Annotated in this window: 12 protein-coding genes and 1 tRNA gene; 8 read left to right on the top strand and 5 right to left on the bottom strand. The window is 35.3% G+C overall.

Features of this window, described 5'->3' with window-relative positions; translation table 11 throughout:
• Positions 1-66 precede the first annotated feature (66 nt).
• From murA to QLS31_RS12640, 3 genes are all read right to left on the bottom strand, one after another.
• Positions 67-1,377 carry a UDP-N-acetylglucosamine 1-carboxyvinyltransferase gene (gene murA, locus QLS31_RS12650; RefSeq protein ID WP_099716114.1) on the bottom strand — a complete coding sequence of 437 codons (1,311 nt, stop codon included), beginning with the start codon at positions 1,375-1,377 and terminating at the stop codon, positions 67-69.
• 99 nt (positions 1,378-1,476) lie between these two features.
• Positions 1,477-2,202, bottom strand: a complete 726-nt coding sequence (locus QLS31_RS12645; protein ID WP_282744168.1) for a DUF4290 domain-containing protein — start codon at positions 2,200-2,202, stop codon at positions 1,477-1,479.
• Between the two features lie 89 nt (positions 2,203-2,291).
• Positions 2,292-2,576: a DUF493 family protein gene (locus QLS31_RS12640; protein ID WP_099716115.1), complete on the bottom strand. Its 285-nt coding sequence runs from the start codon at positions 2,574-2,576 to the stop codon at positions 2,292-2,294.
• Positions 2,577-2,723: 147 nt separating this feature from the next.
• On the opposite strand from QLS31_RS12640, the gene QLS31_RS12635 reads away from it, so the two are divergent.
• From QLS31_RS12635 to QLS31_RS12615, 5 genes are all read left to right on the top strand, one after another.
• Positions 2,724-3,263 carry an ATP-binding protein gene (locus QLS31_RS12635; protein WP_121341204.1) on the top strand — a complete coding sequence of 180 codons (540 nt, stop codon included), beginning with the start codon at positions 2,724-2,726 and terminating at the stop codon, positions 3,261-3,263.
• A gap of 58 nt (positions 3,264-3,321) precedes the next feature.
• On the top strand, positions 3,322-5,217 hold the full coding sequence (locus QLS31_RS12630; RefSeq protein WP_282744167.1) for an ATP-dependent DNA helicase RecQ: 1,896 nt from the start codon (positions 3,322-3,324) through the stop codon (positions 5,215-5,217).
• Entirely contained in the window at positions 5,217-6,164 is a 948-nt protein-coding gene (fmt, locus tag QLS31_RS12625) for a methionyl-tRNA formyltransferase (RefSeq protein ID WP_282744166.1), read from the top strand. The genes QLS31_RS12630 and fmt overlap by 1 nt, the downstream gene beginning before the upstream one ends.
• A gap of 179 nt (positions 6,165-6,343) precedes the next feature.
• On the top strand, positions 6,344-6,616 hold the full coding sequence (locus QLS31_RS12620) for an HU family DNA-binding protein (protein WP_073017033.1): 273 nt from the start codon (positions 6,344-6,346) through the stop codon (positions 6,614-6,616).
• Between the two features lie 119 nt (positions 6,617-6,735).
• Positions 6,736-7,296, top strand: coding sequence for a YqgE/AlgH family protein (locus QLS31_RS12615; RefSeq protein WP_121341195.1), 561 nt, complete (start codon positions 6,736-6,738; stop codon positions 7,294-7,296).
• Here QLS31_RS12615 and QLS31_RS12610 read toward each other — a convergent pair.
• Together QLS31_RS12610 and QLS31_RS12605 are read right to left on the bottom strand one after the other, a co-directional pair.
• The gene (locus tag QLS31_RS12610; protein ID WP_282744165.1) at positions 7,293-8,132 is read right to left on the bottom strand and encodes an aminotransferase class IV; all 840 of its coding nucleotides are present in this window, start codon (positions 8,130-8,132) and stop codon (positions 7,293-7,295) included. The genes QLS31_RS12615 and QLS31_RS12610 overlap by 4 nt on opposite strands.
• 55 nt (positions 8,133-8,187) lie before the next feature.
• Complete coding sequence (locus tag QLS31_RS12605) at positions 8,188-8,580, bottom strand: START-like domain-containing protein (RefSeq protein WP_099716121.1); 393 nt, start codon at positions 8,578-8,580, stop codon at positions 8,188-8,190.
• A gap of 155 nt (positions 8,581-8,735) precedes the next feature.
• Here QLS31_RS12605 and QLS31_RS12600 point away from each other — a divergent pair.
• The 3 genes from QLS31_RS12600 to QLS31_RS12590 all read left to right on the top strand — a co-directional run bounded on the left by QLS31_RS12600 (position 8,736) and on the right by QLS31_RS12590 (position 17,253).
• Positions 8,736-8,812, top strand: a tRNA-Met gene (locus QLS31_RS12600).
• Between the two features lie 472 nt (positions 8,813-9,284).
• Positions 9,285-16,163, top strand: a complete 6,879-nt coding sequence (locus QLS31_RS12595; RefSeq protein WP_282744164.1) for a PKD domain-containing protein — start codon at positions 9,285-9,287, stop codon at positions 16,161-16,163.
• A gap of 13 nt (positions 16,164-16,176) precedes the next feature.
• Positions 16,177-17,253, top strand: coding sequence for a PorP/SprF family type IX secretion system membrane protein (locus tag QLS31_RS12590; protein WP_282744163.1), 1,077 nt, complete (start codon positions 16,177-16,179; stop codon positions 17,251-17,253).
• Positions 17,254-17,374 lie beyond the last annotated feature (121 nt).

Below are 17,374 nucleotides of genomic sequence, written 5' to 3'. Positions count from 1 at the left end.
TTGAATGGTTAGATTCAAATCTTATTTGGTGTACTTAAACGATATTTTTGTAATTATTTATTTGATTTATGCACGTACAATATTAGCTCCAATAGCTCTCAATCGTTCGTCAATGCGCTCGTACCCTCTGTCTATTTGTTCAATATTCTGAATTGTACTCGTTCCTTTTGCTGAAAGCGCAGCAATCAATAATGAGATTCCTGCACGAATATCTGGTGAAGACATTGTAGTGGCTTTCAATTGTGATTTGAAATCATGTCCCATAACGACGGCACGATGTGGATCACACAACATGATTTTAGCCCCCATATCGATTAATTTATCCACAAAGAACAATCTGCTTTCAAACATTTTTTGATGAATCAAAACATCACCTCTTGCTTGAGTGGCAACAACAAGAACAATACTCAATAAATCTGGAGTAAATCCAGGCCAAGGAGCATCTGCAATTGTTAAAATAGAACCGTCAATATCTGTTTTTACTTCATATCCATCTACGTGAGCAGGAATGTAAATATCATCTCCTTTACGCTCCAGGGTAATTCCAAGTTTTCTAAAAGTATTAGGAATTACTCCTAAGTTATCCCAACTTACATCTTTTATCGTAATTTCTGATTTTGTCATTGCAGCAAGACCTATCCAACTTCCTATTTCAATCATATCCGGAAGAATTCTATGCTCACAACCACCTAAACTTTCAACACCTTCAATAGTCAATAAGTTAGACCCAACACCTGTAATTTTAGCTCCCATGGAGTTTAACATCTTACACAATTGTTGTAAATAAGGTTCACAAGCAGCATTATAAACTGTTGTTTTTCCTTTGGCCAAAACGGCAGCCATAACAATATTTGCTGTTCCGGTAACTGAAGCTTCGTCCAGTAACATATCGGCACCTTTCAATCCTTTAGGCGCTTCTACTCCATAAAAATGATCTTCTCTATTGTAACGGAATTTTGCTCCAAGATTTATAAATCCTTCAAAGTGAGTATCTAATCTTCTACGTCCAATTTTATCACCACCTGGTTTTGGAATATATCCTTTTCCAAATCGTGCCAAAAGTGGTCCAACAATCATAATCGATCCACGAAGAGAACCGCCTTCTTTCTTGAATGCTTCGGTTTCTAAATACTGAATATTTACTTCATCAGCTTGAAAAGTATACGAGCCAGATCCTGTTTTTTGGATTTTAACTCCTAAGTTTCCTAAAAGTGTAATTAGTTTATTGATGTCAATAATATCAGGAATATTATTAATAATCACTTTTTCAGGGGTTAAAAGAACAGCACATAAAATTTGTAATGCTTCATTTTTGGCTCCTTGTGGCGTGATTTCTCCTTTAAGACTAATGCCGCCTTCTATTTTAAAAATTCCCATATTTTTTTACAATTATGAATTATGAATGAATAAACTATGAATTGATAAACTACGATTTTTTAAACTCATAACTTATAATTGATACCTTATAACTAAATTTTACAACGGTTTTCTATTTTGATTTTTGTGAATCGGATTTGGCTTTCCAGTTTTTGTATTCTTATTACTTTGAATTTTTGGCGGACCAGCCGGTGAGATTTTATTAGAAACTCGCTTATTGGTTCGCAATAAATCAGTGGTATTAAGAAGCTCTTCGGTACTTTGAAGCAAATTCAATTTACCGTCTGACAATTCATATAAATGTTCGAAAATAACATCATCCTTAACAGTGTCTTTGTTCCAACTCAAATAGGATTTTTTCATGTGATTAGCAATAACTTTCACTAAAGCACTTTTCATTTCACCATCTTCCCATTTATTGGCTACATCAATCATGTATTTTATGTTGTTGCCGTAGTATCTGTATTTTGGAAAATTCTGAGGATAACTTAACACATCCGGCTTCAATTGTAATACTTCACGGGATGGAATTGGATAGGGAGAATCAGCCACTAATTTAAAATCAGACATAATAAAAATCTGATCCCACAACTTGTGCTGAAAATCAGGAACATCACGCAAATGTGGATTCAAACTTCCCATAACCTGAATAATGTATTTTGCCGCTTTGTTGCGTTCTACATCATCTTCAATTTTAGTCGCTTGATCAATTAATTTTTGCAAATGGCGTCCATATTCTGGAATAATCAAATGCGATCTTTCCGCATTATATTCCAAATGATGCACCACATCGTTCGAGTTTTCTTTAATATATTTTGAATTCATATTCGAATGTATATTTTTTAATCTTACATGCTCTTTTTCGAAGATTTGCAATCATTCGATTGTATATGCATCAAAATTTAGTTTTGTATCTAAAGAGAAATAATTCCCTTAATGGTAGAAACTTCTAGGTATTTATCTACTATTTCTTGTGAATCTTTCATGGTTACGTCAACAGATATACTGGTAAACTTACCCGTCTTAGATTTTGTCGTTTTTATGACCGCTCCCATACAATCAAAAGCCAGTTGAACACGTTCGATATTGTCCTCTTCAGTTGGCACAATAAATTTAAACAAGTATTCTGCCGGCCATGTATTGCTCATGTCCAACTCTACTTTTAATCTATCATAAAATTCTTGAGTGTTCTTATCCATTTTTCATTTAAAAATAAAGGCAAATATACAGTTTCAAACGTAAATTATGAATTTTGAATTATGATTTTTTACCTAATATTATTTTAACCGCAATCATTTTTTCAAATCCGAATAAGTTTAAGTAAATTTGCCCCTTATTTTTTAAAGGTGCAGAAAGAAATCATAGTTATCATTGGCGGTCCAGGAACAGGTAAAACAACTATCATCGATGGATTGATAGCCAAAGGACATTGTTGTTATCCCGAAATTTCACGGGAAGTAACTTTGGAAGCAAAAAAACAAGGAATTGAGCAATTATTCCTCGAAAAACCACTCTTATTCAGCGAATTACTCCTTGAAGGAAGAAAAAAACAATTTCATAATGCTTCCAAAGAGCCACATGAAATCGTTTTTATTGACCGAGGAATTCCAGATGTTTTGGCTTACATGCATTACATTGGCGATAGCTATCCTGCGTCTTTTGACATCGCTTGTCGCGAACATACGTACTCAAAAATCTTCATTCTTCCGCCTTGGGAAGAAATTTATATTAGCGATCACGAACGTTATGAAAACTTCGAACAAGCTAAACTTATCTATAATCACCTTACTGAAACGTATCAAAGTTACGGCTACGAACTCATAGAAGTTCCTAAAGATACTCTGGATAACAGAATTCTTTTTATCTTAGATGAAATTTCTAAATAATTTTCAAGTTTGGAAGTTACAATTTGGGATTTTTTCTACGAATTGAAATCTGTAATCTATGCAAGAAGCGTTAGCTATTCTTCAAAAATATTGGAAACACGACAAATTCAGGTCGCTGCAAAAGGAAATTATTGATTCCGTTTTAAGTGGTCAAGATACCTTTGCATTGATGCCAACCGGAGGAGGAAAATCTATATGTTTCCAGATTCCAGCAATGATGAACGAGGGAATTTGTCTGGTAATTTCGCCATTAGTAGCGCTGATGAAAGATCAAGTTGTTAATTTGCAAAAGCGAAATATCAAAGCCATTGCATTAACTGGAGGCATCAGATCCGAAGAAATGATTGATTTATTGGACAATTGCCAATTCGGTAATTATAAATTCCTCTATTTATCTCCGGAACGCTTACAATCTGACTGGATTCTGGAACGAATAAAAAGCCTTCCCATAAACTTAATTACCATTGATGAAGCGCATTGCGTATCACAATGGGGACACGATTTCCGACCTGCTTATTTGAAGATTTCGGCATTAAAAAAACATTTCCCAAAAGTACCTTTCCTTGCATTAACGGCTACTGCAACTCCAAAAGTCAAAGAAGATATCATCACTGAACTTGGATTGCATGATGTACACGTTTTTGAGAAATCATTTGCAAGAGAAAATATAGCCTACATGGTTTTTGAAGTAGAAGACAAACTTTTCAGAATAGAACAAATCCTGAAGAAAAATCCAGAATCATCTATCATTTATGTTCGAAACAGAAAATCGTGTCTGGACATTTCGGCACAACTGAATTCGTTAGGATTTAAAGCAACATATTATCACGGCGGACTTTCGTCCAAAGAAAAAGATAAAAACATGCAATTGTGGATGAATGAAGACGTTCAGGTTATTGTGGCCACCAATGCCTTCGGGATGGGAATTGACAAAGCCAATGTAAAAACAGTAATCCACATTCAACTACCTGAAAATTTAGAGAATTATTACCAAGAAGCGGGACGTGCCGGAAGAAATGGAGAAAAAGCCTATGCTGTCTTACTAACAAGCCCTTCGGATATAATTCAGGCTGAAAACCAATTTATAAATATTCTTCCTGATAAAAAGTTCTTGAATCTCATGTATGTAAAACTCTGCAATTATTTTCAGATAGCTTACGGAGAAGGAATCAACGAGCAGTTTACATTCAATTTGAATCATTTTTGTTTAAAATATGAATTCCCCACATTGAAAACATACAATGCAATGCAATTTCTGGACAGACAAGGAATTATCAATTTGTCTCAAGAGTTTTCTGAAAAAATTACATTACAATTTCTTATTCCTTCCAAAGAAGTGATTCGTTATATGAGTTTGAATCCGAATGACGAAGAAATTATTTTAGCAATATTGCGAACCTATCCCGGAATTTATGAAATGCAAACCGCTTTCAACCTGCAATTGATTGCCAAAAAATCAAATCACAAGGAAGCTGAAATACAAACGGTCTTACATAAATTAAAAGGAAAAGAAATTATTGAGTACCATTCGAAAAATAATGATTCCACATTAATTTTTAATGAAGTTCGGGAAGATGAAAGAACTATCAGTAGGGTTTCAAAATATTTAGAAAATCAAAATCAACTAAAGAAAGAACAACTTCAATCCGTTCTGAATTATATTACCGAAAAAAAGGTTTGCAAGAACAAGCTTATCTTGAATTATTTTGGAGAAAAAACGGATGTTGATTGTGGAATTTGTTCCTTTTGTATTACCAAGAAAAACAAGAAAAAAGACAACACGTCACTTTCTGCAGCAATCATAGCTTTATTACAGTCTGAAGATTTAAATTCGAGAGACATACAAAACAGAACTAAAAATAACCCTGACGAAGTTATCTTTGCACTTCAGAATTTATTAGAAAACAACACAATTTTGGTTAAACCAAATAATAAATATACTTTAAAATCATAATGGAAAAATTACGAATTGTTTTTATGGGAACGCCCGAATTTGCAGTGGGAATATTAGATACCATACTCAAAAACAACTACGAAGTTGTGGGTGTCATTACTGCCGCAGATAAACCTGCCGGTCGTGGACAAAAATTAAAATATTCAGCAGTAAAAGAATATGCGCTGGCTAATAATCTTATTTTATTACAGCCTGTAAATCTTAAAGACGAAACTTTTTTATCGGAATTGAAATCGTTGAATGCTAATTTACAAATCGTAGTTGCCTTTAGAATGTTGCCAAAAGTAGTTTGGGAAATGCCAGCGTTAGGCACTTTCAATCTTCATGCCTCACTCCTGCCGAATTATCGCGGAGCAGCGCCAATAAACTGGGCAATAATAAATGGGGAGACAAAAACAGGTGTGACTACTTTTTTTATAGATGACAAAATTGATACCGGCGCAATGATTTTTAGTGCCGAAACACCTATCAATGAAACCGAAAATGCGGGTCAATTGCATGACCGATTAATGGATCTTGGAAGCAAGACTGTTATTGATACTTTGGAGATGATTGAAAAAGGTAATGTATCCACAATTATTCAAAAAGACACTGCCGATATTAAAACGGCTTACAAACTTAATAAAGAGAATTGCAAAATTGACTGGACAAAACCGGCTTTAGAAATCAACAATCTAATTCGAGGTTTGAGTCCATATCCAGCAGCTTGGTGTTTCGTTCAGGACAAAAATGAAGAATGGAATGTAAAAATATACGAAGCTAAAATTGTTTTAGAGGATCATGATTACAGCATTGGAAGTTTGATTTGTACCAAAAAAGAAATGAAGATTGCGGTAGAAAATGGATTTATTCAAGTGCTAAGTTTGCAGTTTCCAGGCAAAAAGAAGATGAATACGGCAGAATTACTTAATGGAATTGCATTTTCAGCTGAAGCAAAGGCTCATTAACATCAATAAAAACGGGTGTTTTATTGATTTTAGTAAGAAATAACTTTCTAATTATTAACAAAAGAAATAAGTTATTAACAAAATAAACTAAAATCAAGCAAAACACTTGCAAGGAACGTATTTCCTACTAAATTTGTGTATTAACAATTTTTTTAACCAACAATTAATAACTAATTATTATGAACAAATCAGAATTAATCGATGCTATCGCTGCTGATGCAGGAATTACTAAAGCTGCAGCAAAATTGGCTTTAGAGTCGTTTTTAGGTAATGTAGGCGGAACTTTGAAAAAAGGTGGAAGAGTATCTTTAGTAGGTTTCGGATCATGGTCTGTTTCTGCTAGAGCTGCAAGAGACGGTAGAAATCCTCAAACAGGAAAAACTATCCAAATCGCTGCTAAAAATGTAGTAAAATTTAAAGCAGGTGCAGAATTAGAAGGTGCGGTAAACTAATTTTAGTTCCCCCAATATAATCAAAACCTTCCAGATGGAAGGTTTTTTTATGCGTTTCAACGATTTTATTTTGCATTATTATAATAAAAAACTTAAATTTAATAAAAAAACTCATTCCGATGATTACAGATAAATTAAAGAAAGGATATTTGCTTATAGCAGAGCCTACGATAATTGGGGATCTATCATTCAACAGATCGGTGATTTTATTAGCTGATTACAACGAAGAAGGATCAGTTGGTTTTATAATTAACAAACCCTTGAAATATACTATACATGATTTAATTCCGGATATAGACGCGCGATTTAAGATTTATAATGGCGGTCCGGTAGAACAAGACAACCTCTATTTTATACATAACATCCCAGAATTGATTCCCAATAGCATCGAAATCTCTAATGGAATTTACTGGGGAGGTGATTTTGAATCGACAAAGGAATTAATCAACAAAGGAGCCATTAACAACGATAACATCCGATTCTTTCTAGGTTATACAGGTTGGAATGAAAACCAACTAGAAAATGAAATGGAAAGTCATTCCTGGATTATTACCGCGAATAGCTACGAGAATAAAATAATTGGAAAATCAGCAACTCATTTCTGGAAAGAGCAAATCATGGAATTGGGAGGAGAATATATCATCTGGTCTAATGCCCCTGAAAATCCATACTTAAATTAAGTTGTACTGATCATTTCATTAAGTTTCGCTAACAATTCAACAGATACATTTGTACTGAATGCTTTTTTTCGGTATTGTGTTATCGGTTGAATTCCTTTTATGACATTTGTAATAAATAATTCATCTGCTTTTTGAAGGTCAAATGGTGAGATTACTTCCTCTACAACTTCTAAATTTCCTAGTTTTTTAGCTAAACTTAGAATTTGTTTTCTCATAACACCATTTAAGCATCCTTCAGAAACCGGAGGTGTAACTAATTTGCTACCCAATAGCATGAAGATATTACCCTGTAAAGCTTCTACAACATTTTTACTATCGTTCAACAGCAAACAATTATCTAGACCATTTTCATTTGCAAAAATGCTTCCAGTTATGTTTATAATTTTATTGGTCGTTTTAATAGACGAAAGCAATTGTTTTGTGATGTAAAAATCCTTGTATAAATCAACTTCATATTGCTTTTTTTCAATTGAATATAACGTATTTTCAAGCGCTATTGAATGAATTAGAAAAGATACCGAATTATTTTGCGGCAAATAATATCCACCGTCATTTCTATAAACGGTAATTCGAGCACGAGAAGAATTTAGCACTTGATTTTTTGCGACTAAAGAAAGTATTTGTTCTTCAAGGTATTCCATGGTGAAATTCATTGGAATTTCCATCCTAACTACACGCATTGAAGACATTAACCTAAAATAATGATCCTCGAGAAAAAGGATTTTATTGTTTATTATTTTAACCGTTTCAAAAACGGCATCGCCATATAAAAAAGCTCGGTTTTGTGTCAATATATTAGCATCCTCAGATACAATAGTTCCATTAAAATTAATCATAAAAAAAGCCCTAAATTTTATTCAGGGCAAATATAAGTTATAAAATACTATTTTACTATACGGAACCTATTAGATGTTTAAGGTCTGAGATTTGATTTTCCCACAATAATGTAGCCTCATCAACCTCATCTTTCTCTGCAAAATCAACTACCATCAAAGAAACGTCTTTGGTAAGTTCATCCACTAAAATATGCAACTCAAAAAAGTATTCTGTGTCTTTACTATTCTCATCAACCCATTTGAATTTTACTTTTTCACCTGTTTTCTTTGAAGCAAGTCTAGCTTTCTCTTGGGAATCATTCCAAATGAAGGTAAAAAACTCACCACGAGAATTCACATTATCAGCAAACCATTCAGATAAACCTGACGGAGTAGATATATATTGATACAATAATTGAGGCGAAGAATTTATTGGAAACTCGATTTCGTAACGTACTTTTTGATCCATGAGCTACATTTATTTTTTTCGAAATATATAGAATATAACTCCGAAAAAAAAGCGTTTTTAAAAATATTTTTTTTTATTAAAAATATGCTTGCAAGCATTAATTTTATTTTTATATTTGCACCCGCATTCAGGGATGGTTATCCACCCGGAATCATGGCGAGATAGCTCAGTCGGTTAGAGCGCAGGATTCATAACCCTGAGGTCCCGAGTTCAAATCTCGGTCTCGCTACCAAAGCAAAAACCCTAACATCAATATGTTAGGGTTTTTTATTGAAATAATATTTCGAAAATACAGACTTTAAAACGCTCAAGTGAGGACTTCAGTGAGGAAAGGGAGTGAGGAATTTTATAAATCGAGATACAAATTCTTCCGCATCTATTAAAAATTCAAAAACCAATTTAACCCAGCCATGCACTTATTATTTTAAAAAAGAACCTTTGACATTTTGATCAAAGGTTCTTTTATTTGGTGTTCATATCCTTTTCGATACCGGCCGCTTTACAATAATACGTAAATGCTTTAGAAAGTGAATCCATTATTGCCATCGATTTAACAACACTAAAATCAACAAAACTATTTTACTAGAAACGACTTGTTTACGGAAAACCGTAAAGGAATCGAAAAGCATTACATTATATTTGGCAAAACCACTTTCCTCCGATGTAAAAATTATAATATACGTTGGCTGAATTAATGCACAATTATGAAACAATTCTACAAGATTATTTTTTTATTTATTCTAATAAGTAATGGGTGTATTTTAAGTGCAAAAAGTATAGACCTTAAGAAAACTATAAAAATCGGTGTCACCGATAATGTTGTGAACAATTTGGCATTGTCAACGGCAACTATTTCTGGGACAACAACTGTTTGTCAAAATGCCACATCTCCTCAAATTACATTTACAGGTTCTGGAGGCACTGCTCCTTATACGTTTACTTATACCGTGACTGGTGTTGCTGGAAATCAAACTATAGCAACAACTTCTGGAAATAGTGTTACCGTTTCTGCTCCAACTGGTGCAGCTGGTACTTTCACTTATAATTTAATTAGTGTCCACGATGCTGCCAATCCAAATCCTGAACAATCCAGTTCTGGTGTTGCAATTGTAACAGTGACCGCTCTTCCAGTCGTGGATTTTACCTTTACCAATGACAATAGTTGTTCAGGAACAGCTATTCAATTTTCTTCTTCCGTAACTGGTACTGCAACTTATACTTATGCATGGGATTTTGGGGATGGCACCACTTCAACGCAACAAAATCCAAGTCATTCATTTACTTCATTAGGATGTAATACTGCAACATTTAATGTTACGTTAACCGTTACAGCTGGTGGTTGTGCAGTACCCAAAACAAAGACTATAACCGTAAAACAAAAACCGGATATTAATTTTAATGACATTAACAATCAATTTGAGCCTTTTAATAACTGCGGAAATGCATCTACAAATTCTGTATACTCGATTAATGTTGGAAATAGTTCCGTTTCAACATGTATTGCATCATTTTCTATAAATTGGGGCGATGGGAATACGCAAAATAATATAAATTTTCCTATTTCTCATACATACATAGCCGTAGGAGCTTACTCAATGACTATAACTGCAAATGGAAATAATGGTTGTGTAAATTCCAAAACCTATATAATCAAAAATGTTTCCAATCCACTTGGTGGCTTAAATAGTCCAGGTTCTACACAAAATTTGTGTACTCCAACGTCAAATTTACAATTTTCAATATCGAATTGGGGCAGTAATTCTCTCGATACAACTTATAAAATTGATTATAGTGATGGTTCGCCGATAACTATCTTGACTCAAAATCAATTAAATAGTTCCATATATTATAATCCGGGAACCCCTGCAAATTCAGCTAATTACCCAATTCCCCATATTTACTCGTCAAGTAGTTGTCCCGCCACTAGTTTTGAGGTCAAATTAGATGTAACCAATGCATGCGGTACTACACCGTTTACATTAGGAAATATATCTGTATTAACAAAGCCCGCAGCAAATTTTACAGCACCAATTAACAGCTGTATTAACAACACAGTTTTGTTTACAAACACAACTGTTTCTGGATATGGACAAAATTGTACCCAAGGCTCAATTTTTACATGGAATTTTGGAGATGGTTCACCTATAGTCACAACTGCAATTTCTGCTCCTCAAAACATTAATCATACCTATATAAACACGGGAACATATACTGTTACCTTAACAGCTCAAAATGGATGCGGAACAACAACAAAAACACAACAAATCTGCATAGAAGCTCCATTAAATCCTCAATTCACTCTTAATACTATTTCGGGTTGCACACCACAAACTATTACAGCAACAAATACAACCGTTACAACGAATTCTTGTACAACACCAACTTATGTTTGGAATGTAACCTACGTTCCTGCCTATTGCGGCACAAATATTACAGCAATTCCCAACCAAACCACAACAAACGCATCGTATAATTTTACAGAATCAGGAACTTATACCATTAAACTTGCAGCGACAAATTCTTGCTCGCCTCCACAAGTTACTTCACAAATAGTTACTATCAAGAAACCACCAACCGTAAGTATAAATCCAATTGCAAATGTTTGCCAAACAGGAAATTCCACATCTATAAATCCAACAGCAACAGTTCCAACTTGTGCAAATGCAACTTATGCTTGGAGTTTCCCTGGAGGAACACCAGCAACATCGACTTTGGCAGTTCCAGGAATAATAAGTTATACTACTGCCGGAAATCATACCGTATCTTTATCGGTAACCAATGAATGTGGCACTACGATTGCAACTGATAAAACATTCACAATCAATCCTTCGCCAACCATAACTGGAGATTTGTTTTCTTGTGTTGGTTTTACATCCCAATTATTAGGTTCGGCAACGGCGGCAACATCTTCTCCTTGGACCTCTTCAAACGCTACAGTTGCAACTGTTAGCTCAACAGGATTAGTAACAGGAGTTTCAGGAGGAAATACAACCATTACATATACCAATTCTAATAATTGTACAACAACTGCATTGTTTACTGTAAATTCTGCACCCACCATTACACCATTAGTTTCAAGCACGATTTGTATCGGTGGAACTCCTACTGTTTTATCCGTTACAGTTACTGGAGCAACCGGCACTCCTACTTATCAATGGTATTCCAATGGTACCAACAATACCACTTCTGGAACTACAATTTCTGGAGAAATTAATGCAACTTATGCTCCGCCATCAATAACGGCAGGAACATTATATTACTATTGTGTCATCACATTGCCCACTGGTGGATGTTCGAATATTAAAACCAATGTGGCAACGGTAACTATAATGCCGAATGCTACCATTACTACTCAACCCAAACCTACTCAAAATCTTTGTGTTGGTGTTACTATTCCAACTGCGCTAAGCATCAGTTATTCGGGCGGAACAGGAACTGTCAGTCATCAATGGTATTCCAATACCATAAATTCTAATTCTGGCGGTTCATTAATTACTGGAGCAACTTCTGCCACTTACACACCTCCTACTTTTACAATTCCGGGAAATTATTATTACTATGCAACAGTATCCTTAAATGGAAATGGTTGCTTGCCTGCCACCAGCAATGTGGCTGAAGTAATTGTGTTTGCTGATCCAACAATTAGTACACAACCAACTGCTTCACAAATTTTGTGTCAAAATGCAACTCCTTTAAATCTGGACATTACGGCATCTGGAGGAAATGGAACCTTTAGCTATCAATGGTACAGCAATTCGACCAATACCAATACAGGAGGTATATTAATTACGGGAGCAACAGGCAATAGTTATACTCCGCCAACAAGTGCCGTTGGCACGAAATATTATTATTGCAGTGTTAGTCAAAATAGCACTACTGGATGCAGTGTTAACAGTGCAACAGCAGCAATTATTGTAATTTCTACACCCTCCATTACACAACCCGCTTCCAGCACAGTTTGTCAAGGGGGTAATCCAACAACTTTGTCGATTACGGTTAGTGGTGCAACTGGAACTCCTCAATATCAGTGGTATTCCAATAGTGCCAATAATACAACTACTGGAGCTACCATTTCTGGAGAAACTAATTCTACTTATACTCCGTCAGCATCAACTTTGGGTACAATGTATTATTATTGCATTATCACGTTGCCTTCTGGAGGATGTTCGAGCATTACCTCAAATACTGCAACCGTCACTATCAATGCAGGAGCGACAATTAGTACACAACCAACACCAACACAAAGCATCTGTGTAGGCACCACAATTTCGACCCCATTAAGTCTAGCTTTTTCGGGAGGTACAGGAACTTCCAATTACCAATGGTTCTCGAATACAACGAATACCAATACAGGTGGTACTATCATTTCAGGTGCAACAAATGCCAATTATACGCCTTCCGTTTTTACAACAAGTGGCAATTATTACTATTATACAGTCGTAACTTTAAGTGGTAATGGCTGTGGACCAATTACAAGCGATATCGCTGAAATTGTAATTGTGGCAGATCCAGTAGTTACATCACAACCCCTAACATCTCAAACAATTTGTCAAAACGTGGTTCCGACAAGTTTGTCTTTAACGGCAACGGGTGGAATTAGTGCTGCTTATTCCTATCAATGGTTTTCGAATACCAGTAATAACACAACATCAGGTACCCCTATTTCAGAAGCAACAAGTGATTCTTATTTGCCTACGACCGGAACAACAGGAACAACGTTTTATTATTGTGAAATCAAGCAAACCAATGGTTCGGGTTGTAATGTTAGCAGCGCAACGGCAACTGTTGTCGTTAATTTATCTCCTGCAATTGTATCACAACCTGTATCAAGCACAATTTGTATTGGACAAACGCCCACAATTTTAAGCGTAAGCTACATAAACGGAGTTGGAACACCTACTTATCAATGGTATTCCAATAGTGCCAATAGTATAGTAGGAAGTACTGCTATATCAACTGCAGTAAATGCAACTTATAGCCCTCCAAATTCAACTGTTGGAACTCTATATTATTATTGCATCATCACCTTATCAACAGGAGGATGCTCCAGTCTAACATCAACTATTGCAGCCGTTACAATCAATCCTTATCCCGTAATTTCAAATAAAACATCCCTAATTTGTAGTGATAATTCTTTCACAATTACTCCCGTTACTTTAGGTGGCGATTTTGTACCTCTTGGAACAACTTACTCTTGGACGAATCCTAATATTTCTCCAGCTGGTTCTATAACAGGAGCATCGGCACAATCAAATCCACAAACTGAAATTAGCCAAACACTAATTAACACCACAACCAGTCCAGCAACGGTTACTTACACCGTTACGCCACTTTCAGGAGTTTGCACTGCTACTAATTTTACCATTGTAGTTACGGTAAATCCTGCCATTTCTCCAAATATCACTTCAACCGACAGTACTTGCTTTGGAGTTAATAATGGTGCTATTCAAACAAATATCACTGGTGGAATCCCGTTTAGTTCTGGTGCGCCTTATACCATTTCTTGGACAAGTCCAAATGGATTTACGTCTTCGCAACCAAGTATTTCTAGTTTAGCTCCTGGTGATTATAACCTTTCGATTATAGATGCAGGAGGTTGCCCAATTAATGAAACTTATACTATTACAGAACCACAAGACATTACTATTACCAACGATTTAGAAAAAGACATCACCTGTTTTAATGCTGCCAATGGAGAAATTCAAATCACAATAACTGGCGGCATATTAAATTATAAAATCGCTTGGACAAAAAATGGATTACCTTATGCTATTACAGAAGATTTATCAAGTTTGAGTCCCGGAACTTATGCAGTTACCGTTTCAGATGCTAATAACTGTGGACCAAAAACAGCCTCTTTTACGATTACCGAACCTCCCATTTTAGCTTTAAGTTTAGGAAACCAAACCAATATATTATGTTTTGGACAACCATCAGGAGCAGTAACGATAAATGTTGCTGGAGGAACATACCCCTATACTTATGCTTGGACAGGTCCAAATGGTTTCACAAATTTCAATCAAAATCTAACGGGGACTTTCGCGGGGACTTATAATTTACTGGTCACCGATAATTCGGGTTGTACCAAAAATTTAGCGGTGCTACTAACACAAACTCCAGAAATTAATATTGCGGTAACCACAACGCCTATTATCTGTTATGGTAATAATAATGCATCCATTAACATTGTAGTTTCTGGAGGTCTTGCTCCCTATCAAATTTTATGGAACAATCTCGGAAGTGGCACTTTCCAGGACAATCTTTCGGCGGGAAATTATCTCATTACAATTACTGATGCTAATAATTGTATAAAAACACTGAATGTAAATATTCCCGAAGCCCCCATTTTTACTATCAATCCAGTTGTCAAAAACATTTCTTGTTTTGGTACCAACGATGGAAGTATTAATCTGAATTTAGCAGGAGGAATTGCTCCACTAAAACTTGTATGGAGCGATGGAAGTATATCTGGTTTGACTAGAAATAATCTAAGCCCAGGTTCTTACACGGTTACGATTGTTGACAGCAAGCCTTGTACGATTACCCGAACTTTCATTATATTGGAACCTCAATTATTAGTGCTCTCAGCCAATGTCATTAATGCGTTTGATTGTGATAATGCTAATAGTGGAGTAATAAATCTTCTCGTTGCAGGTGGTTCGGCACCATTTACCTATGCCTGGTCCAACGGTGCGACAACCGAAGATTTAGTGAGTATTCCAGCAGGAAATTATTTGGTTACGGTAACAGATGCCAATGGCTGCTCCAAGCAAGCCCAATATAGTGTCAACCGACCACCACCCATCGTGACTGGAGTAGTTACCAAAACCGAATTTGATTGTGAAACCAAATACGTTAAACAAACTTTTGTAGCCCAAGTTTCTGGTGGAGTTCCGCCCTATCAATTGGTTTGGTCAAGCGGAACCGTAAGTGGTGTGAATAATGAAATGATGAATACCAATCAAAACGGAACAGCTATACTATATGTAACCGATGCTCTGGGTTGTAAAGCAAATTACACTTTCAATGTTGATGTGCCCACACTTGGAACGCCTTCATTTAATGCAACCTCATATTCATATTTAACTTATGGCACGTATTCCATAAATGACCCTTTACAGTTTACCAATACTGGAACTGGTGACTTTGTATCTGTAGCCTGGGATTTTGGCGACGGTACCTTTTCAACAGAACTCAACCCAGTGCATACCTTCATAAATCCAAAAGAGTATGTGGTAACACAAACCGTTACGTATCCTTTTGGATGCATCTATGTGCAAAAAATTACTTTTAATGTTGAAAAAGGATATTTATTTGTTGTTCCCACTGCCTTCACACCGAACAATGATAGTATTAATGATACATTCAGACCAGTGACTAAGGCCTTAAAAAATGTTAGACTGGATATTTATGATACTTGGGGTTCACTAATCTATTCAGAAACCGGAGACACTTTAAAGGGATGGGATGGTAAAATAAAAGGACAGAATGCGGAAAACGGTAATTATTATTGTAAAGTTAGCGCAGAAACCTTTTATGGAACTATTGTCAATGAAAATCACCCTTTTGTATTAATAAAATAAGCAACTAAAGAGAATGAAATTAAAATTTGTTATATACATACTATTAACTTCCATATCGATTGTTGAAGTTAAGGCGCAAGACCCTGTTTTCACGCAGTATTATTTTGTTCCTGAAACGCAGAACGGTGCGTTTACAGGAACCGTAAATACTTTAAACACAGGAATTCTACACAGAACACAATGGCCTGATGGAGCCAGAAGACTTGATACTGATTATGCATTTATCAACAGCTCAATTGGGAATTTATCAGAAGATTCTCGTCCAAATGATTCCAATCTTCAAAATATTGGAATAGGGCTGACAGTCCTAAACCAGCATGAGGTTTTTACAGATTATAATTACACTCAAATCAATGGTGTATTTTCCCTAAATCTTGACCTTGATAATTTTTATTCCGGTTTAAGAATGATTTTAGGATTAGAAGGAGGTTATGGAACTAAAAATTTTAATTTCAAAAGCCTTTTGTTTGAAGACCAAATCAATACTAACGATGGCAGCATTGGTGGTGGTAGTTTAGATCCAAGTCTTATACGCCTGCAGAACAAAATAGATTTCTTTGATATTTCTTCGGGATTTTTGCTTTATACCGATGATTTTTGGCTTGGAGCTTCAATGAAGCATCTTAACACACCCAATATTGCATTTGACTCTCAAGGTAAGCTGCCATTAGATATGAATTTCACTCTTCAGAGTGGATATTCATTTAATCTGGACGGCAATCCCGGTTTTTCGTTCTTACCGGATAATTCCAAATTAGTGCTCACATCAAACTTCATGAAACAAGGTCAGTATAACCGATTAGATTTTGGTAGTATAGTGCATTTTAATCCATTTATTATAGGAGTCATTGCTGCAACAAACCCGATGATGAAAAGTACTGACAGTCATCTTCTGACTTCAGTAAATCTGATTGGTTCAATTAAAATATACAACTTCACTTTTGGTTATTCCTATGATGTAAGTACTTCAAAAATAGAGAATACCCAAGGAGTTCATGAATTTTCGTTGACTTGGCAGATAGGCAGGGAATGTCATAGTTGTAATAATTATTTGGCAAGAAGACCCTGGGGCAGGAATTATGATGATTAAATTTTTATATGCTTGTCCGTTTAGTTGCCTATAATTCATTCCATTGATGATTGACTCCAGCAATGATTAGTCTTTCCATTGTTTTATCTTGAAAATATCTTCGATTGAATTTGTAGCAAAA

The organism is Flavobacterium sp. XS2P24 (assembly GCF_030010285.1).
In the GTDB taxonomy this organism is placed as follows: Bacteria; Bacteroidota; Bacteroidia; order Flavobacteriales; family Flavobacteriaceae; genus Flavobacterium; species Flavobacterium algoritolerans.
Note: the sequence above shows the minus strand (reverse complement) of the source record. Positions and strands in the feature narration are given on the sequence as shown.